This window comes from Halopseudomonas pachastrellae (genome assembly GCF_900114765.1).
Lineage (GTDB): Bacteria > Pseudomonadota > Gammaproteobacteria > Pseudomonadales > Pseudomonadaceae > Halopseudomonas > Halopseudomonas pachastrellae.
Map to the genome: position 1 here is coordinate 1 of NZ_FOUD01000017.1, position 19,650 is coordinate 19,650.

General features: G+C 56.6%; 16 protein-coding genes and 1 pseudogene. 9 read left to right on the top strand and 8 right to left on the bottom strand.

All coding sequences use genetic code 11. The features are described 5' to 3' along the window. Positions 1–134: 134 nt before the first annotated feature. The 5 genes from BM116_RS13460 to phnC are packed head-to-tail and all read right to left on the bottom strand — an operon-like array spanning position 135 to position 4,540. Positions 135–1,004: a LysR family transcriptional regulator gene (locus tag BM116_RS13460; RefSeq protein ID WP_010466239.1), complete on the bottom strand. Its 870-nt coding sequence runs from the start codon at positions 1,002–1,004 to the stop codon at positions 135–137. After that, positions 998–2,008: a phosphonate dehydrogenase PtxD gene (gene ptxD / locus BM116_RS13465; protein ID WP_063142062.1), complete on the bottom strand. Its 1,011-nt coding sequence runs from the start codon at positions 2,006–2,008 to the stop codon at positions 998–1,000. The genes BM116_RS13460 and ptxD overlap by 7 nt, the downstream gene beginning before the upstream one ends. Positions 2,009–2,016: 8 nt before the next feature. Continuing rightward, complete coding sequence (gene phnE, locus BM116_RS13470; RefSeq protein WP_010466252.1) at positions 2,017–2,844, bottom strand: phosphonate ABC transporter, permease protein PhnE; 828 nt, start codon at positions 2,842–2,844, stop codon at positions 2,017–2,019. An 8-nt stretch (positions 2,845–2,852) separates the two neighbouring features. After that, a complete protein-coding gene (gene phnD, locus BM116_RS13475; RefSeq protein WP_083728746.1) occupies positions 2,853–3,716 on the bottom strand; it encodes a phosphate/phosphite/phosphonate ABC transporter substrate-binding protein in 864 nt (287 codons plus the stop codon). After that, positions 3,713–4,540, bottom strand: coding sequence for a phosphonate ABC transporter ATP-binding protein (phnC, locus tag BM116_RS13480; protein WP_083728748.1), 828 nt, complete (start codon positions 4,538–4,540; stop codon positions 3,713–3,715). Before phnC ends, phnD begins: the two co-directional genes overlap by 4 nt. Before the next feature lie 461 nt (positions 4,541–5,001). On the opposite strand from phnC, the gene BM116_RS13485 reads away from it, so the two are divergent. The 6 genes from BM116_RS13485 to BM116_RS13510 all read left to right on the top strand — a co-directional run bounded on the left by BM116_RS13485 (position 5,002) and on the right by BM116_RS13510 (position 11,547). After that, positions 5,002–5,982 carry an IS5-like element IS1384 family transposase gene (locus BM116_RS13485; protein WP_090475210.1) on the top strand — a complete coding sequence of 327 codons (981 nt, stop codon included), beginning with the start codon at positions 5,002–5,004 and terminating at the stop codon, positions 5,980–5,982. Positions 5,983–6,190: 208 nt separating this feature from the next. Continuing rightward, positions 6,191–6,787 (top strand): hypothetical protein, encoded by a 597-nt coding sequence (locus tag BM116_RS13490; RefSeq protein ID WP_083728750.1) that lies wholly within the window; start codon positions 6,191–6,193, stop codon positions 6,785–6,787. Positions 6,788–6,964: 177 nt separating this feature from the next. Then, positions 6,965–8,077 (top strand): metallophosphoesterase, encoded by a 1,113-nt coding sequence (locus BM116_RS13495; protein WP_083728752.1) that lies wholly within the window; start codon positions 6,965–6,967, stop codon positions 8,075–8,077. Then, a complete protein-coding gene (locus BM116_RS13500) occupies positions 8,074–10,722 on the top strand; it encodes an AAA family ATPase (protein WP_083728754.1) in 2,649 nt (882 codons plus the stop codon). Before BM116_RS13495 ends, BM116_RS13500 begins: the two co-directional genes overlap by 4 nt. A gap of 124 nt (positions 10,723–10,846) precedes the next feature. Continuing rightward, positions 10,847–11,260, top strand: a complete 414-nt coding sequence (locus BM116_RS13505) for a hypothetical protein (RefSeq protein WP_139057020.1) — start codon at positions 10,847–10,849, stop codon at positions 11,258–11,260. A 53-nt stretch (positions 11,261–11,313) separates the two neighbouring features. Next, positions 11,314–11,547, top strand: coding sequence for a hypothetical protein (locus BM116_RS13510; protein ID WP_083728758.1), 234 nt, complete (start codon positions 11,314–11,316; stop codon positions 11,545–11,547). Positions 11,548–11,759: 212 nt separating this feature from the next. On the opposite strand, the gene BM116_RS13515 is transcribed toward BM116_RS13510, so the two are convergent. Then, positions 11,760–12,638 (bottom strand): LAGLIDADG family homing endonuclease, encoded by an 879-nt coding sequence (locus tag BM116_RS13515; protein WP_083728760.1) that lies wholly within the window; start codon positions 12,636–12,638, stop codon positions 11,760–11,762. Between the two features lie 1,043 nt (positions 12,639–13,681). Beyond that, complete coding sequence (locus BM116_RS19330) at positions 13,682–13,858, bottom strand: helix-turn-helix transcriptional regulator (RefSeq protein WP_083728764.1); 177 nt, start codon at positions 13,856–13,858, stop codon at positions 13,682–13,684. Between the two features lie 98 nt (positions 13,859–13,956). Here BM116_RS19330 and BM116_RS13530 point away from each other — a divergent pair, with 98 nt between their 5' ends. Beyond that, on the top strand, positions 13,957–14,268 hold the full coding sequence (locus tag BM116_RS13530) for a hypothetical protein (protein WP_083728766.1): 312 nt from the start codon (positions 13,957–13,959) through the stop codon (positions 14,266–14,268). A gap of 288 nt (positions 14,269–14,556) precedes the next feature. Here the strand turns inward: BM116_RS13530 and BM116_RS13535 are convergent, their stop codons facing one another. After that, positions 14,557–14,997, bottom strand: a complete 441-nt coding sequence (locus BM116_RS13535; RefSeq protein WP_235846764.1) for an Xre family toxin-antitoxin system antitoxin — start codon at positions 14,995–14,997, stop codon at positions 14,557–14,559. 730 nt (positions 14,998–15,727) lie between these two features. On the opposite strand from BM116_RS13535, the gene BM116_RS13540 reads away from it, so the two are divergent. Both BM116_RS13540 and BM116_RS13545 read left to right on the top strand, forming a co-directional pair. Then, entirely contained in the window at positions 15,728–17,830 is a 2,103-nt protein-coding gene (locus tag BM116_RS13540; RefSeq protein WP_083728770.1) for an AAA family ATPase, read from the top strand. Between the two features lie 895 nt (positions 17,831–18,725). Next, positions 18,726–18,935: pseudogene (locus tag BM116_RS13545) on the top strand (helix-turn-helix domain-containing protein); the annotation flags it as partial. Between the last annotated feature and the right edge of the window lie 715 nt (positions 18,936–19,650).

Consider the following 19,650-nt stretch of genomic DNA (forward strand, 5'->3'; position numbering starts at 1 on the left):
GGCGTCGGCGAAGGTCATCTGCTTCATCGGGAAACTCGGTGGGTGGGGTCGCGGTATTTTGCCAAATCAGAAAGTCTTTTTCAGAGTTTCCCTAGGCTGACAAGCCAAGCGCTGGATCGCAACCATCCATCACCTTATCCAGCTAGATCTGCCTCCTCCAATAAGTGCCGCACAAATCCCGGCGGGTGCAGATTTCCGGGAGGTTTGCGCCAGATCAGTTGGAGACGCTTTTCAAGCCCCGGGATGGGAAGAGCTACCAGCGCGCCACTGCGAACTTCGTCTTGTACTGCGGAAGCCATCACCAACGACACGCCGAGTCCCGCCCTCACTGCTTGTTTGACTGCCTCGGTGCTGCCTAGCTGCATACCGCTGCGAGGCACGCCCAGTTCGCCAAAGTATTCGGTCAGAAGCCGTCCGGTACCGCTACCCGGTTCACCTCCCAGCATCGGCAGGTCCACCAGACGATCACGTTCTATGCACCCTGCTTCAGCCAGCGCATGGTCGGGGCTGACGATAAGCACCAGCGGCTCGACCCGCCAGAGGCGGTGTTCGAAGTCGGGGTGAGGTAGCCACCATTCCATGATCGCGGCGTCGAGCTGGCCCGCCAGTAGCTGGTCGGCCACATCCGGGTTGGCGGCGATGCGCAGATCCACCTCGCCCCTCTCATTTGCGGTCGTCAGATAGTTGCGCACGAATGGCTGGAGAAGGTAGGTGCCGATGTTGGAGCTGGCCCCGACGCGCTCACGATTGCCATGCAGGGCTTCTAGCGCCCGGGCGTGCATGTCGAGCAAGGCGGTCGCATGCGGCATGAAGGCCAGCGCCCGTGTGGTAGGCTGGCAGCCGCTACGACTGCGCTGCACCAGCGTTACGCCGACCTGCTCTTCAAGCTTCTGCAAGTGCTGCGACACCGTCGGCTGGGCCAGCCCCAACGCCCTCGCCGCGCTCTGAAAACTGCCTGTTTGAACGATCGCTACCAGGCTCTTCAGCCAGACCGGATTCAACATGCGGCAGGCTCGGCCTTGGGCAGACGGTTCGCAGCGTTGATTGGGCGCGCACCTGCCAATACCTGGATGATGTTCTGCGCTGCACAACGTTCAATCTCCAGGCGCACCGCGCGCACTGCCGACCCTATGTGCGGAGTGAACAGCGTATTCGGATGCGCGAGCAGCGCAGGATCGATCAGCCGCGGCCGGTCCGCGCGAGCCCAGTCTTCCATTTCGAATACATCCGCCGCATACCCGCCGAGCTGGCCTCGCTCAAGCGCCGCGAGCACGGCGGCTTCATCCACTACCGAACCACGACAGGGGTTTACAAGCAGAGCGCCCGGCCGTACGAGGGCAAGCAGCTCGGCGTTGACCAGATGCTGGGTATCGGCATTCAAGGGAAGCGCCAGCAGGATGAAGTCCGAGCTGGCGAAGAGTTCGCTGCACGCCACCCGGCGCAGGCCGAGCCGTTGCTCGGTTTGTGTATCCAGAGCCTTCGCCTCGTGGTACTGCAGGGTCGCGCCCCATCCCTGCAAGCGATCAGCCATGGCCAGTCCGATGGCGCCCATGCCAAGGATGCCGACCGTAGCGTTATCCAGCCCCGTGCCGTAGAACTGTGGTTGCCAGCCCTGGAACTCGCCAGAGCGGACGAACGCATCTGCTGCCCGCAGATGCCGCCCCAGCCCCACCGCCAGTCCGATCGCCAGCTCGGCAGTCGGGACCGTCAACAGATCAGGCACGAAGGTCAGCCAGACCCCGCGGGCAGTACAGGCGTCCACATCGAAATTGTCGAAGCCCTTGAGCGCGCAGCCGACTACACGCAGCTCAGGGCAGGCTTGAAGAAAGTCTGCATCGACCCGATCGGGCATGAACGCCATCATCGCCTGAGCATCGCGGCAGCGGCGCAGAATTTCCTCGCGCGGCAGCGTGCTGTCGGTCTGGTTGGTCATCAGCTCGCAATGTGGCGCCAGCAGTTGCAGGATCTCATCGTGTACTCGGTGAGTTATAACGAGTTTCGGCAGCATGGTTTGTCCTATTTGAAACGTTTGCGCAGCACGCCACTGAAGGCGTCTACTAGCGTGACCATGGCCAGGATGACCAGCAGGATTGCTGCAACCTCCTGGTACTGCATGATGCGCAGCGAGCCCATGAGTTCGAAGCCGATACCGCCGGCGCCAACCATGCCCATCACGGTGGAGGCGCGAAAGTTGTATTCCCAGCGGTAGATCGCCACGTCGGCGAACTGCGGCGTCACCTGTGGCAAAACCGCGTGCAGCAGCACTTGCATCGGCGTAGCCCCCGCCGCCCGAGCGGCTTCCACCGGCGCTTCGTCGACGTGCTCGATGGCCTCGGCGAAGAACTTGCCGACCATGCCGACCGAATGCAGACCCAGGGCAAGCACGCCCGGCAAGGCGCCGAACCCTACGGCTGCAACGAAGATGATGCCCATGATCAGCTCCGGCACCGACCGCAGGGCATTGAGCAGCACCCGGGCAACACCGAACACAAGGGGGTGCGGCGCCGTATTGCGCGCTGCAACGAAGGCCACCACCAGCGAGAACACCACTGCGATGGCCGTACCGGCGATGCTCATCGCCAAGGTGTCGATCAAGGGGCGAATCCAGCTTCGATAGCCCGAAAAGTCTGGCGGCATGGCCTCGCCTGCCAGGGTCGCGATGGAGGGCAGCCCGTTCAGCAGCGTGGTGGCATCGAGCAGCCCCACGTACCAGCAGGCCAACAGCACCACTCCGAATACAATCGCCACCTGCCCCAGCTGGCGCCACCAACCGAGGCCGAAGCCTCGAAGGATGTGCTCGCGTTGCTCTGCAGGCAGCGCCTGCACGTCGTAATGAGTAGACATATCGGTGCTCACATCGTGGCGAAGTCGAGGCCGAGCAGCGATCCCATGTTGCGGATCACATCGTAGTCGGCGTCGGTGATTGGCGCGAAGGCCTCGGCCTTGAAGTTGCGCAGCACTTCGGGATCGTCGATACCGACGAATACATCCCGCACCTTGGTTTTCAGCTCGGGGCTCAGGTTCGAGCGCATCGCCCAGGGGTACTGGGGGTATTCGCCGCTGTAACCAAGTACTTTCACCTTGCTCGGATCGATTAGGCCACGTTCGACTGCGTGATTGAAAATTACCTCCGACAGCCCACCCGCATCGGCGTTGCCGTTCGCCACGTTGACGGCAACGGCGTCATGCGTGCCCACAAAATGTTGTTCGTAGTCCTGCCCACCCGTCAAATCGGCCGTCTCAAGAAGCACGGTTTTGGGAATCAAATGGCTGGACGTCGATGCCCGGTCACCATAGGCCATCTTCTTGCCCTTAAGGTCGGCATACTCATTCACGCCTGACGCCACATTGGCGATAATCACCGAGCGATAGGTCGGCTTGCCGTCGATGACCATGGCAGCGAAGGGCTCGATGTCGCTTTTGCTTTTGGCCATGACGTAGGACAGCGGACCGAAATACGCCAGGTCGATACGGCCAAAGCGCATCGCCTCAATCATCGAGGAATAGTCGGTGGTTACGATCAGCTGCACCTTCTTGTCCAGATGCTCTTCCAGATAATCCTTCAGCGGCTGGTTACGCTTGATCAGCTCGGAGGCGTTTTCGTCCGGCAGCAGGGCAACCTTTAGCACATCCGGATCGGCATCGGCCGCTAGGGCGGACAAACTTGAAACAGCGGACAGCAAGCAAGTCAATAAGAGCGCGGATAAGCGTTTCATCGGGACATCTCCAGTGAAGGTTCGAGCATGACAGGTGGTTCAGCCGGAGCATTCGCTGGCTGAGTCGTAGAGCGGCCTGCATAGATGCGCTCAAGCTGCGCATCGGTGAGTTCCGAGGGCGCGGCATCGAAAACGATCTGAGAATCGGCCAGCCCGACGACGCGATCGGCGAAGCGGCGGGCATATTCGAGTTGATGCAGCGAAACGATGGCGGTGATGCCGTCTTCCTTGCAGATGTCGCGCAGCAATCCGAGAACACGGACCGAAGTGGCCGGGTCGAGACTGGCTACCGGCTCATCGGCCAGAATGATCGCCGGCTGTTGCGCTAGCGCACGCGCGATGCCTACCCGCTGCTGCTGGCCACCGGACAGTTTGTCCACCCGGCTTAGCGCCTTGTCTGCCAGACCGACCCGAGCGAGGCAACTGAGCGCAATCTCTTGATCGGCACGCGGCAGAGGAAACAGCGAGCGGAGCGTGTTGTGAAAGGCCAGCCGACCGGTAAGCACATTAGCCAGTGCGCTTTGACGTTCGATTAGCTGGTGGTGCTGAAAGATCATGGCGGTACGCCGACGATGCTGACGCAAGGCCGAGCCGCTGCCGAGTTCACCGAGTTCGCTGGTGACACTGCCGCCAGTGGGCGTGACGAGTCGATTGAGACTACGGAGCAAGGTCGACTTGCCTGCGCCCGAGAGACCAAGCAGCACGGTGAACTCACCACGCCGAAATGCAATCGAGGTATCGCGTAGGGCTGTCACGCCGCCTGGATAGACGACGCTCAACCGGTCGACCCGCAGCACGGCGTCCTGTATCGGATGGGGCTTCATTTGATCACCTTTCGCAATATTGCTGGCCGCACAATTGCGGTTCGCGATGCAAAGGGTAGAAATTCCTTGTTACCGCACTGCTTCTAAAGGATGACATTTCGATGAATACTTCGAATCTGCCGTAGCGGGGCGGCAAGCGAAGCCGTGGAAGAACGGGCGCAACGTAGCGTCTTTCTTCACGCGGGATACAGGAGGCTTTGATTGATACTGCTGCGGATTCGCTACAGTAACGTTGGGCCAGAACGTAATGCCATCCAAGCAAGAGAGCGCACACTAGCGGACTATAGGAGACATTCTATTCTTGCCCGTCGATTGACCTAGGCCGTTATGTGGCTGGTCGAAACCTTCAGGTGCCGCCCAACTAGACGTCTGTTGTCGCGCCCAGCTTAATGCTAGGGAAACTCTGAAGAAGACTTCCAGATTTTGGCAAAATACCCGGATTCCACCCACCGAGTTTCCCGATGAAGCAGATGACCTTCGCCGACGCCGAGTACGCCGGTAAGCGCAAACAAACCCGCAAAGAGTTGTTCCTGATCGAGATGGATCGGGTGGTGCCGTGGAAGGGCTTGATTGCTTTGATCGAGCCACATTATCCGAAGGGTGAAGGCGGTCGTCCGGCCTATCCGCTGATGGCGATGCTGCGCGTGCACCTGATGCAAAACTGGTTCGGTTACAGCGATCCAGCGATGGAAGAGGCGCTGTACGAGACCACGATCCTGCGCCAGTTTGCCGGGCTGAACCTGGAGCGCATCCCCGACGAAACCACCATTCTCAACTTCCGCCGCTTGCTGGAGAAACACGAGCTGGCGGCCGGCATCCTCGCTGTCATCAATGGCTATCTGGGCGACCGCGGCCTGTCGCTGCGCCAGGGCACCATCGTCGATGCAACGCTGATCAATGCGCCCAGTTCGACCAAGAACAAGGACGGCAAGCGCGACCCGGAAATGCACCAGACCAAGAAGGGAAACCAGTATTATTTTGGCATGAAGGCCCACATCGGCGCCGATGACGAATCGGGTCTGGTGCACAGCGTAGTGGGCACGGCGGCCAATGTGGCGGATGTCACCCAGGTGGACAAATTGCTGCATGGCGACGAAAACGTGGTCTGCGCCGATGCAGGCTACACCGGTGTCGAAAAGCGGCCCGAGCATGAAGGACGTGAAGTTATCTGGCAGGTGGCGGCACGCCGCAGCACCTACAAAAAACTCGATAAGCGCAGCGTGCTGTACAAAGCCAAGCGCAAGATTGAGAAGGCCAAGGCTCAGGTACGAGCCAAGGTCGAGCATCCGTTCCGGGTGATCAAGCGCCAGTTCGGTTATGTGAAGGTGCGCTTCCGTGGTCTGGCGAAGAACACGGCGCAACTGATGACGCTGTTCGCTCTGTCGAACCTGTGGATGGCGCGCCGACATTTACTGACGAATGCAGGAGAGGTGCGCCTGTAATGCGGGAAATGGCCACCGGAGTGGGGTCCGGGTGGCGAAAACGTAAGAAATACTCGTCGAATTGATTGTTTTTTGATCATTTGGCGAGTTTAAAAGTTGCGCTAGGTGGTATGCCGGGGAAATACATGGCTACTTCAGACCATCCCTAGTTCAGGCATAGGTACCAGAGAGTTGGTGCTCTACAGATAATTCAACAAGGAAAGGTGGCATGAGCAAGGCTATAGGCATTAGCGATTGGGGACAGGTGTTAGATGAGGTGAATGGTGGCTATGGCGAGTACCTTTCGCTCTATAGCTATGACAAATACCCCGCGGCAGACTACGAGCGGTTCAAGAAAACCTTCTCAGCGTTAAACGCCGATGTCGAAATGCGTGCAGCCTTAATGTGGAAGTGGGGCCACTGGGGTAAGGACAACTTCCCTGCCAAGCAGCAAGCATTGACAGCAGTCGCCGGCCAACTGTGGCCACGTTATTGCGATTGGGCGAGTTCACTCGACTGCGAGCGTACGGCAGAGAGTTGTTTTAAGTGGTGGTGGGGAGCGCTGGAGAAGAAACGTTACATTACGTGTGCGTACCTGACTCACCTGACCCATCCAGAACAGGTTCCGATTATCGATCAGCACAACTTCCGCGCCATGAATCACTTGTGTCGTGTTCAGAAGGCCAAGAGAGTTCCTTCAAATTGGAGCGATATTGAGCGTCTGAAGTCCTTTGTTGTGCAGCTCGCCGAACGCCTAGACGTCACAGAGTCGGATTTGGATAAATATCTGATGATGTATGGGCGCAGCTTGAAGCGGGCGCGGTAGAGCCCTGCTTTGGCAGGGCTCCGTGCGGCAAGCGGCAACTCCTGCCCCAAAACTTTACCTGTACGAATAGCCAATCTGGACGTCCAGACGGTTGTTGCATAGGGTTCATGCTTGGCCAGATAGCCAGCGGGGTTTCGCTCGGCTGGCGCCACCCGCAGCAAGGAGAAGAAGCGGCCCATGTCGAGGATATTACACACCGCTGATTGGCAGATCGGTCGGCAGTACAGCAGATTCGAGGTGGAAGACGCTGTGGTATTGGCGGCAGCGCGGACCTCCACGGTTGAAAAAATTGCAGCACTGGCGGCGGCTGAGAATGTTGATGCGGTGCTTGTGGCTGGGGATGTATTTGATGCGCAGGGCGTCAGCGAACTGACCATTCGGCGTTTGTTCAATGCTACATCCGTCTTTGCCGGCCCTTGGATTATGTTGCCCGGAAATCATGATGCAGCTTTGGCTGAAAGCGTCTGGGATCGTGCCGAGCGCATCGGTGCCATCCCAGCCAATGTTCATGTAATCAAAGAGCCGGGTGTGCTGGTGCTGGAAGAACAAGGCATTGCTGTTTTGGGCGCGCCATTGACCCAGCGTCAGACATACGATGACCTGACTGCCTGGTTTGACAGCGCGCAGACCCCAGCAGGGCTTCTACGAGTCGGGTTGGCCCATGGCAGCGTGCAGGGCTTGCTGCATGAGGATGTCGATTCCCACAACCCGATTGCTGCTGACCGCGCGGCAACCGCGCATCTTGATTATTTGGCTCTGGGCGACTGGCATGGATTCAAGCAGGTCGACCAGCGCACGGTTTACAGTGGCACTCCGGAGCCTGATCGCTTCAAGGACAATGGGGCTGGTCAGGTTGTGTTGGTTGACTTGCCGGCCTTGGGCGAGCCTCCGGTGCTGTCTACAAGGCATGTAGGGCAGTTTATCTGGCTCCAATGGAGTGCTCAGCTCGAAGTTGCCAGCGACTTGGATGTGCTGATCGAACGGCTTCAAGAGCTGGAGCCCAATTCAGTGCTCAGTCTGAAAGTTTCAGGGCAAACCGATCTCGCCGGTCAGGCTCGTTTGCAGCGTGCGCTCGCGGTTGCGCAGGCTCGCTGTCGTAGCGTCGACTGTGATGTTAAAGACTTGCGTCTTGAGCCCACAGACGAAGATATAGCCGCGTTGAGCGCAGACGGTTACCTGGGCGACGTTATTGCCGAGCTACGCGACCGCGAGGGTGATTCCCCAGTCGCCAAGGATGCCCTCGTGCTGCTGACCAGCTTGCTGAGCAAGGACGCGGAGGTGCAGGCATGAAGGTTCAATCCATACGTGTTGAGCAGTTGCGGCAGTTTCGCCAGCCGCTTGAAATCCGTGACCTCGGACCGGGCATCAACCTGTTCGTCGGCCCTAATGAGTCTGGCAAAAGCACCTTGGTACGCGCAATTCGAGCCGCGTTTTTCGAACGATATAAGTCCAGCAGTGTTGAGGATCTGAGACCCTGGGGGGACTCCTCGGCAGCGCCTGAAGTGGCGATCGAATTTGAGTGGCAGGGCGAGTATTGGAAACTCAACAAACGCTTTCTGCGGCAAAAGCGATGCGACCTGCAGATCGGAGGTCGATCTTGCAGTGGTGAGGAAGCAGAAGACCAGCTCAGTACTCTGTTGGGCTACGAATTCGCAGGCAGCGGTGCCAGCAAGCCTAAGCATTGGGGAATTCCAGGCCTCTTGTGGGTAGAGCAGGGGCAGGGGCAGGAGATCAACGACGCGGTAGACAGTGCCGAGGCGCATTTGCAGGCGGCTCTTGGCGGCAACGTAAGCGAGCTTACCAGCTCCGTCGGCGATGCCGTTTTTGAGCGAGTGCGGGAGGAGCGTAGCAAGCTCAGGACCGCGTCCACCGACAAGCCAACCGGTGAGCTAGCCAAGGCGATCAAGCATGTTGCGGAGCTGGAAAGCCATCATGCTGAGCTACTAGACAAAGTTGATAGCTACCGCTTGCAGGTTGATCGTCTAGGGGACCTCCTGATTGCTCAAAAGCAGGATGACAGTAAACCTTGGTTGGCCTTCAGGGCCGATGCCAAGGCGGCAATGCAGCAGCTTGAGGCAATCAAGGCGATGCAGAGCGAACAGGCTCGAGAACACCGTGAGTTGCAGCAGAATCAAGAGAGCCAGCGACTATATAGTGAAAGCCTGCAGCAGGGTTCGCAGCGCCAGGCGCTGCTTGCCGAGCGCCAGCGTGAGTTGAGTGGTGCCACTCACTCGCTGGCAGACAAACAGGCCCTTGAGCCTTCTCTGTTGCAGCGTTTGCAACAAGCGCAAAGTCAAAGCCAGGCGGCGGGGGAGCAGCTTAGACTGGCCCGACTGCAAGAACAGCGGTGTGAACGGCAATCTGCCCTGCAGCTGCTCAAGAGCGCCTTGCATGATGCCGAGCAAAAGCTGGAGCAGGCGAAGTCCGAGGCCGCGAGCTTGGCGCAGCAACGCGCGCAGCTGGCAGCCCTGGTTGTTGAGCCGGCCGCGCTGAAGCAGTTAAAGGTGGTAGCGCAAGAACTGGATCGATTACAGATTCTGCAGCAAACAGCGGCTACCAGGCTGCGCTATCAATTCCATGATGGACAGGTTGCGAAACTTAACGGCGTAGCTATCGAGGGCGCGTCGGAGCAGCTTTTGTCTGTTCCGGGCATATTGGAAATTGAAGGCGTTGGTCGGCTGGAAATTTACCCGGGCGGCACCAACCTCGCGGTTACTGCTGAGCGTCAGCGGCAATACGAGCAGGAGCGCCTTGCCCTGCTGGACCGGCTCGGAGCCGCCGATCTTCAGCAGGCTGAAGGCAACGCGGTGCTGGCGCAGAGGCTAGAGGGCGAAATCGGTAGTCTGCAGAAGGCTATTGCACAGCTGGCACCCGATGGCATCGACGCATTGGCGCAAACAGTGCAATCCCTGCGGGAGCGTGCAGAGCACGCGCAAAACCAGCTTGACCAGATGCCCTCTGCAAGTGACAGCGTCACCACTGTCGACTTGGCGCAGGAGCAGCTGAGCGTTGCGACAGAACGGTTGAGCAGTCTCGAGTCAGCCTTGGTCGATCAGCGCCGTGAGGTTGCACTACTTGCGCAGCAGGTACAACACCTCAGCGGCGAGTGTGAGCGTCTACAACGCGAGGTGGATGACCCCGCAACCAGGGCTCGAGAAGAACAACTGCTTCAGCAATTGGGTATGTTGAAACTTGAGCAGCGGCGTCTGGAGCAGTCGCTGGAACAGCGTAGCCAGGAAATTCACGCAGCCCGTCCGGATATTTTGGAGCAGGATATCAAGCGGCTGGAGTCGAGTGCAGACGCCGCGGAACACGCCAGCCGTCAGCGCGATAGGGAAATTCAGGATCTCAGGGTGCGTCTTGAAGTGATGGGGGCTGAGGGGCTTGAAGAGCAGAGCGCCGAAGTCCAAACCACGCTGCAAGCCGCTCGGGGGCGACTGGATGAACTCGAGCGCAGAGCGGATGCGCTTTCATTGCTGCAACGCTTGCTTCAGGAAAAGCGCCAAGAGTTAACTCAGCGCTTGCAGGCACCGCTGCAGAAACACCTGAATCACTACCTGCAGCTACTGTTTCCACAGGCCTCGCTGGTTGTCGATGAACACCTGAAACCTGTTCAGCTAGCACGTGGCTCCCGCGGCGAAGCATTTCATGAAGCGTTGGGGGCCCTGAGCTTTGGGGCAAGGGAGCAAATGGGGTTAATCAGCCGTTTGGCCTACGCCGACATGTTGCAGGAAGCGGGGAAACCCACGCTGATCATTCTTGACGACGCATTGGTGCATAGCGATACGCAGCGATTAGCTCAGATGAAGCGCGTTCTATTTGATGCTGCTCAACGGCATCAAATTTTGTTGTTCAGTTGCCATCCGGAAAATTGGCAGGATCTGGGTATACGGGCTCGTGAGATGGCGGGGCTAAAAGCCGCTGGGACAGAATAATTTTGGCGCGAAGCTAATGTTTATGGGGACAAAGCCCGCCATTCTGGCCGAGGTTCGGCGCCTGACGCAAAGTCAGCGCTGAGAGCGCCCCTCTTGCTGCAGAGCCGCAGTTTGAGCCAGGGCCGTGTTACAAGCCAAGGGAGCAGTGGGCGCCCCGGTACCGGATACGCATGAGCGCCCGCCTGTGTTGGTAGAGGCGGAGTTGCTCAAAAGCAGCATTACCGGCGGTAACAAAATCCGTATGGCTTCGCGCTACGTGGAGAATATCTTCGCCGATACTATCGAGCCAGAAACTCGCAGAAGCATCTGGAGCCCGGCGTACGCGGCTAGCATCATCTGGACTGCTGCCGGCAATAAGATCCAAACACGGATTGAGAGTTGTCCCTACTTTACAACGCCTGCGGACGTATTGGCGCGTGCCAAACCTGCCAAAACCATTGAGAAGGTGCACCGATTTATCCGTGCTCTATCATCTCACCCTTCGACCTCGCTAGCCCTGCGCTATTGGGCGACTGAGCACCTAGATGAAATCGAGTGATGCGCCTGTTGTTCTGGTAATTTTACGGTTTGAAAAGGATTTATAGGGGATTTATGGAGTATTTGTTCTATATCGGCATCACGCTGTTCGTGATTGGTTTTATTTGGTTCTATGTGTTGGCCTTTGCTCAAAGCATTCTATGGGGTATTGGTTGTGTGCTGTTTTTCCCAGTGTGCTTGGTGTTTCTGGTGCTCGATTGGCAGCGAACTTGTATGCCGGCCATCGCGATGTTCTCCGGTGTTGGCTTTATAGTGGCCGCGACCGCGGCGGGTGTTGGGATGAAATGAGCCAGACGCGGGCTCACATACTCAGTGTGATCTATAGTGTTTTGCCGCGTGCATAGGGGCGGACCCCATCTCCAGCGGGTGTTGAACGGGGCGGCGGATTCGATTCCGGGCTGGCTTTAGCTGACTTTCTTGCAGAGCGCGAATTGAGGGGCGGCGACACGTTCTATATGCTGCGGACAACTACAGTCAGGGAGACAGGCTTGATATATCCGCTAACGATTTTTGCGTGCACTTGGCTTCTTGAGGAGATCACGGTGTCGCATTCTGTCGATCTCGGCCTCCGCCACAGTCCATTTTCGGGTGAGTTTATGCACCCCCAGGCTCAGCAGCTGCTCGCACAGGCGGCGGGCGTTGTAGCCATACAGGCTTATATAGTGGGCTACGCCCCGGACGTGGAGGTAACGAGAGGGAGAGCCGCCGCTGATACTAGCAAACTCTATAACTAGCCAATCTGCGATCTCCTTGGACGCTGTGACGATGCTGACTTCCAGTGTGCGGTTCGCGTCTCCTATGTGCCCATCCCCCTCTATGAAGCCGACTAGAAATGCTAATGTTTCAGCATTGTTCAGGTTGGCACCTGGAGGTTTCAGAGTAGTGGTTTTGTTAGGAGTGACGTTCCAGTTCCGCTCGAGGTCTTGTATCCACTGAGGTACGCCGGAGATGCGCAGCTCTGCCTGAAGGTGGCCGCTCCCAGATTTGTAGATGCGGATTGGTCCGGTGTAGCCCGTGGCCATGCGGACCCACTCCAGCAGATAACGGTCCTCGTATTTTAGGGAAATGCTAACCTGATTTATTTTTTTTCCGCCGCTTTCTAGGCGAATACAGCCGTCGGCAGCGAGCAGCCCGGCCAGATAGGAGTTGTCGGCGTTGGGGGTCTGAAAAAAACTATGGTTTTTGTCGTAACAGGCGTTCTTTCTAGAATTTACAAAGCTGATGCCCAACCGTTGCCCCCGCTGGGTGACTGACCCCTCGCTACGCCCTAGATGCGCCGCTATCTCAGCGCGAGTCATTGCTGTAGCGTGCGCTCGGAGATATTGGTCTTCAGCGTCGGTATAGGCGTCGATCAGGTAGTTGGCGTGTCTGAGTTGCATCTGGTGCGCCTGCCCTCTGACCGAGGACCAACTGCGGTTCAGGCGGGTAGCGATATCGCGTGCGCAGACCCCTTGTGCATATGCGTCTGCCAGAGTGGAACGTTCCGATGGTGTCCAGGCGCGTTTTCCGCTAGGCATAGTAGGGCTCCCCCCCCATTGAGAAATCGTGGTCACTCGTTATTGTAGTCGGCATTTTTGCGGGGGCAGCGCCAATGCCTTTCTAGGACGCTATCGTGAATGAGGGTTTTGTGTGGAGTCAGGGTTGCACTACGCCAGATGCTTGGTGTGGCACACCGGAGCTGCTGGTATCGGAATCAGAATATGGATACAGACCCGAGGTCCTTCCAGCCTTCCATGATGACTGTCACGTGGCGGGAGGCTTCACCGCATCTATGTACGCTTCTTCCGTTTTAACTGCCGGAAGCCAATCCTTGGCGGCTTGGCGGCTTGGCGGCTTGGCGGTTGCTACATTTCGGTCCATATGGCTGTTATTGGGCGTTGCGGGCGAGTATCTGCAATGTTCGATATGATGAGAGGTGTGTATGGACGTCAAAATTCAGAAGTGGGGCAGAGGGGCGGCGATCTTCCTGCCGTCCGCTGTGCTTGAGCAGCCGAGTCTAGCCGTTGGTAATGTGCTAAGACTTGTTGTTACGCCTGAAGCGATAACACTGAAACCGGTTAGTGCGACGCCGCACTACAAATTGGCTGACTTGATCGCGCAGTGCGATGTTAGCGTGCCGGAGCCGGCAGACCTTCACGCGTGGAGCTTAATGCAGTCGGTGGGGCGTGAAGTAGATCTGGGAGAATAGAGTCGGCGATTGCTGGCGTTGGCATATTTCGGGAGCCTGTAGGGAAGTGCGGGGGAGACGGCGCAAATTATTCGCGAGCTCTGGTTGTGTTGTGTGGCCTATAGCGTTTTCAGCACGGGAGACTGCATTACGAATTGCGGAAAGCTGCTGTTGACGTCGTATACGCGCCCACCTTGTCTCCCAAAGACTGAAGTGCCCCTATCCCATGATGGCACTGGGGTAGGGGCTCAGAGCTTAAGCTACGGACGGCGCCATCCAGTCCTCAATCTGATCGCTGCGCCAGGCAACACGTCGAGGCCCCAGTTTTGTACGCTGCGGAAAAATGCCGAGTTTTTCCCACCGGTATATGGTGCTGGATGACAGTGACGTCCGGGCGATGACCTGTTGCAGTGTGTAATAGGTTGTACGCATATGAAACTCCAGTCGTATAAATAGGATACGGGAATATTTTGAGTTTTCGGAGGTAATGGTAGTTTTGACGCTGATTTTTCAACGGAGTGTTGAGCCTCATGCCTAATGATCTGCGCAGCTCATTTAGTAGTTTTTTCTATGCGTTCATGCAGGTTGCGTTTGCAGCTGCATTACTGTTCGTGTTGTGGTTGGATGCACAGCTGGAACCGGACCAATCTGTATTTTTAGTGGTGCAGTCAATTGCAGTTTTTTCGCTGGTTTTGTCTGTCTGCTGGTTGTTGGTTGCAGTTTTTTCCAGCCAGCTGTCCGGCGTCCTCGCAGGTATTCGAGCGCACCCCTGGGGGCACGCAATCGGTGTGGTGGCGAGTGCGGCTATGTTCTGGGTGGCCTGGTGCCAGGTCCCAATTTGAGGAGCCGATATTTTTTGCGGCGTTGGTCTCAGCAGTTTTGCCGGTCGTAATGATTAAACGCGCGAGCGGTTGGGGGCTGCACGTTTCAACTCTATTCGGTTACTAATAATTTAATTGCTGTTTTCTGGTCTAGCCAGCTACTAGAATGAGCCTGAAAGCTCATGGTCTAGAGACTATCTGGGCGGTATTAGAGTTTCAAGTTTTTTAATTGGTTGATAATTTTCAATGGTAGTCAGCAAAGCCGACCATTTTCTATGGATGGCGATTTTTATTGTCGGAACTAAGTAGTTACGCCTGAGCTCCCCACTCTATTGCATTTAGCAGGCGCCGAACCTGGCGACCACCTAGTTCAGTGCGGCAATGCGATGTCGGAGACTCGCCGCCCAGAGAGAGGTTGCTTGATGAAAGCCATTTGATGGCCGCGTCTCGGGTCTCAAGCACCTCAAACGCGTGTTGGGCAACCACTAAGAGTCGATCAATTCGCTCAGAGCCGCCGCTATTAAGTCGCCCGCCGTCGCGCTCTAAACGAGCTAGTGTCGCCGGACGCGTGTTCGCCATATCAGCAGTTTCCTGCTTGGTCAGTTGAAGTGACCGACTGATCGCGCCCACGAGGGTAGCGTCGATCCCGCGCTCGATTCGCTGGATCCGCTCCCGTTCGCTGAGCTGCTGATGTCCAAGCACGATATCCCAAAATGCTTCTGTATCCGTGCTGGTTGTTGTCATGGTCATAGCTACGATCATCGGCGACTGACGAACGTTAGCATAACGTGTGCGAGCCAGAAATCGCTGGAGCCATCGCTGTTACTTCGTTGGGAAATTGCGGGCGGAAATGAGCCCGCCGCTACGGATCCCTGTTTGCCGCCACGCCGCAGGGAGCCTGGCTCTTGATCTGGCTGCCTGTGCCGGTGACCTAGGGGAAGTAGCCTAAACATTGCCTCTACTTAACGTCCTCAGCGGGCCTGGAATTCTCTGGCGCGAATTACACAGTCAGTGAGCAAGTCGCGTTCGGGTAAATTTTTACAATACCGATATTCCCTCTAGATCGGCCTTCGATTCTGCAGGTGTGGACATGACGGAATGATGGCGGCGGTTGCGCGTTGAGCTGGGCCAATGAGCCTGGAGGGCGCCAGAGCTCTAGTGCTGTCGGAGGACGAACAGGGCGGTTGGAATCGGTCACGGATTATATCGACCTTCGGTGAGCTGGTTTCCGTTGCGTATTACGGCTCTTGCATGTCAGGCGCCTATCGTTACTGATACTAGGATACTCCAGCGCTTTGTGCGTCCATTCGCTGATGGTTTGCTGCTGCAGGCCGCTCAAGGTGTTGTATGCCTATGTTTAGGCATCGGAGCCTCTGCTCAGCAGTGGCGCTATAAGCGACCAACGCTATGCGACATCAGTTGTCGCGCTCTGGTGTCATGATGGCTTTTGTCGCTACCAGGAGCTAATGCGGTAAATGCTATGAAAGCTTTTTCCCAGTTTCTTCCGCTTGACCTCGAACTGCCCATGACACCTCAACCCGATGTCTCGACGCTGTCGATGCATTTTGCATTTCGTCTGATGATCTATATGCAGGGGCACCGCCAGTTGCTGCAGCATCGTGGCATTGCTGACGTTGAGGTAGCTCGCAGCCTTGGACTGGGAGAATTTGTCGAAGTAGACACCTATGACCGCCAGCACTTGCAACAGCAGTTGCGCCGCAATGCTCGCTGTTTTGCCGAAGCTGGGCACAAGCTTGCTTATCCCGAGCCCCTCGGCATAAACCTCCAGGCGCTGGCGCGGATGCTAGGGCTTAACAGTGCTGCTTGTCAGGTGCTTGGGTTGTGCGCACTGATGCACAGCGATTCCTTGCTGCACCGCTGTATTACCCTTTTTGGCGGCTTTGATAATCGCCGCTTGGTGCACACCCTTGCGCTGCTGCTGCAACTGCCGCCTGGAGATATTCAAATAGCTATGGGCAAGGGGGCGCCGCTGTTTGCCAGCGGCTTATTGGAGGTCGACTACGCGGTCGGCGACTTCCACCTCTGTGACCGCCTGTCCTTCAGTAGCCCCGACCTGCTTGATCAACTCTGTCATCACCGCGGCGCTACCGAAGACTTGTTTCGGCATTCGTTTCGGATCAGCGAGCCTGGCCTACTGAGCGCCGCCAGTTACCCCCATCTTGAGCAGGAAATTGACATTGCGCTCCGTTTTTTACGCAAGAGTCAGGCGCAGAGCAGGGTTGGCGTAAACGTGTTGATCTACGGTCCACCGGGTACAGGAAAGACCGAGCTATGCCGCCTGCTTGCCAGCGAGCTGGGAAGCGAACTCTACGAGATCGCGGTCAGTGATCGCGATGGCGATCCAATTCCTGGGCATCAGCGTCTATGCGCTCTACGCTCGGCAATGCACGTGCTACGCGGTAGTCAGGCGCTGGTGCTGCTTGATGAGATTGAGGATATCTTTCATGAGCACGGCAACAGCTCCCGGCGACTGTACAAGAGCTGGGTCAACCGCGTTCTGGAGGAGAACAATCAACCCTGTTTCTGGCTGAGCAACGACATCCGTGAGTTGGACTCGGCCTATATCCGTCGTTTCGACCTGATCATCGAGGCGACCAACCCGGCTCGGCAGTCTCGCGAACAGATTCTGCTCAATTTAGGCGCCGGGCGATTGGGGCAGGACATGCTGGGCAAGCTGACTAGTCACGATGCGCTGTCACCAGCAGTGTTCAAGCGGGCCTATGAAGTGGCGCGCATGAGTCAGCCGCGTGCGGGGCGACGGCAAAACCAAGTGCTTGAGCGCATTCTGGATGCCACGCTCAAGGCTCAAGGCCATGCTCCCCTGGAGCGGAGCGGCGATAAATCCTCCCGTCTACCGGGGCTATATTCACCTGCCCTGGTTAATACCGATATTGCCCTTGATGACCTGCTTGCCGGGCTTAGGCGCTGCCCGCAGGCGCGCCTGTGTTTCTACGGCCGGCCTGGCACCGGCAAAACAGCTTTCGCCCATTGGCTGGCTGACAGCCTCTCCAAGCCGGTGCTGGTCAAGCGCTGCTCAGACCTGATCGGTCCTTTGGTTGGTCAAACGGAGCAGAATTTAGCCGCGGCCTTCAGCCAGGCTCAAGAGACCGGTGCAGTGCTGGTGCTCGACGAGGTCGACAGCTTTCTGCAGGATCGCAGCAAGGCTAAGCACACCTGGGAAGTTACCGGCGTCAATGAAATGCTTACGCAGATGGAAGCCTTCGACGGCCTGTTCATCGCTTCGACCAACCTGATGAATGACCTGGACGAGGCAGCACTGCGGCGTTTCGATCTCAAGGTTAACTTCAAGGCGTTGCGTGCTGAGCAGATCGTTGAGTTGTTCCAGTCGCATATCCTTGAATTGAAACTGAAGGACCCGCATCAGTTAGGACTGAATAAGGTTGTCGGGTTGAACAATCTGGCCCCGGGCGACTTTGCTGCCGTGGCCCGGCGCGCCCGTTTTAAGCCATTCAGCGATGGCCTTGGCTTTGCCGACGCGCTGGTGGAAGAGGTCGGATTGAAGCGAGACGGCGTGAAGAGGCCGATTGGGTTCGTAAACTGAAAAGTACACTGAGAGTTTTTCACGCACGCTGATTCACAAAGAATCTTGCCTTCCTAGCTTGCACTTAGGGGGGGGGCAAGTCCATCAGAGCTTATGCCCCAAATGATAAACGTGAGGCGAAGTGTGTTGAAGGCCAGAAAAGGCTGATTAAAACACGTGGAGCATACGCTTACATTCCTGATGTGTGACGAGATGCTGTAACTAGTGCCGGAGACTTGCTTGGCCCCAGCTGATGGCGGTTGCGTAATATTAGTTAAAGTGTGATGTCTCGGGTAGGGAGTGACGATTTGGGAAAGTTTGCTCTCGAATACCTTGGGTTTCTCCTTTTTAGAAGGCGTCGCTAGTGCGCGAGTTTTTAATATTTTGGGCTCAGGGTTGAGAGGGTTTTTTTAAATTCGTTTTGTTGGTCTTGCCTTTTTTGGCTCTTGCTCTCCTGAGAGAAAATGCGTTTCATATTAATTTGGCTATGGCTCGGCGGGCGATTTTAACGGCAGGGAAATATGGCGGGTTGAGCGAGATGTGAGTTGCTTTGTGATGCGGTGGCGGAGCAAGTGATGTTGGGTTTAAATTTTGCGTTCGGGTGGTTTGGAAAGTATAGGTTTCTTGCGGTGCATTCTGTTTCGCATGTAGATGCAATTCATATGCTAGTTTGAAGGGGTGTTGGTTTTTTATCTTTCTTTATCGAGGTGCTGCTTGATGGCACGCGTTAGGGTTGTTAATCGTCAGTGAGTTCTGGGGTGGCGGGCGCTTGTTTCTCTAGAGTTTTACTGCGCTGGTTGCCTGTGGTTGAAAAAAGAAAAAGTTTTCCCATTTATAGCGCTTTATTAAAAAGCGCTTATCAGTTGGCGGCCGCAAAACTGAGTGCAACACCTGACCTTTCCGGTACAGTGTCGCCATGTCCTACCACGAACTCAGTCTCGAAGAACGCTCCAACATCCAGGTCGGTCTGCTGCGCGGCATGAGCCAGCGGGCCATTGCCCGAATGCTTAACCGCAGCCCCTCGACGATCTGTCGCGAGATCCGTCGTAACCGCGGCGCCCAAGGCGAGTACAACACCCAGCACGCCCAGCGAGCGACGTGCGAGCGCCGCATGCCCTGCCGCCCCCTTTTCTGCGGGGCTGCTTGGGAGCCTGCTCTCAGCCAATCATAGGGTTCGGTTTTTTGTCGGTGGTTACATCAGCACGTAAATTCGACCGATTTGCATGGTCTGTGAATTTTTCCAAGTAAGTGGCTGGCAGCTAGTTTTCAGCCTCTCGAAGAAAAACATGGAATATTTGTCTGCGAGCCAGGGGTACGGTGCTATCTAAAATAGCGAAATTAGGCCCGTGGAGTGATTTTTTCTGCCCTCTGGCACCCTTGAGCGTTTTCTCAGGAAAAATTGAATCTGGCGCGAGTTTGGGGCGGGCGCGATGCCACCATTTTTCAGTAGGTATTTTGCAGCGGGGCTATTCGCGTAAGCCTTCAGGTATGGACCCATTTTGCCATTCTCTATCTATGGAAAAATAGGGGGGTATTTGTCCCTATGTAAAGTCTCCGCGAAATTGGCAGTTTATCACCTAGGGACAAATACCCCCCCTATTTGTCCCTAAATATGGAAAATCACCTCTGAGCCAGGCGGCATCGATTGCTGTTTGCTGCAGGGGTATTTGTCCCTAATTAGGGACAAATGGGGTATGACTCGATACAAAAGGCCGCTGGCGAATCAGTCGGTTGGTGGCCGACTCGTTATGTGACCCGAGCTCCATCGAGTAGACGGGAATAACCCCATTTGTCCATATATATGGACAAATCACCCCTAGGATAGGGAGCGCTGCCTGTAT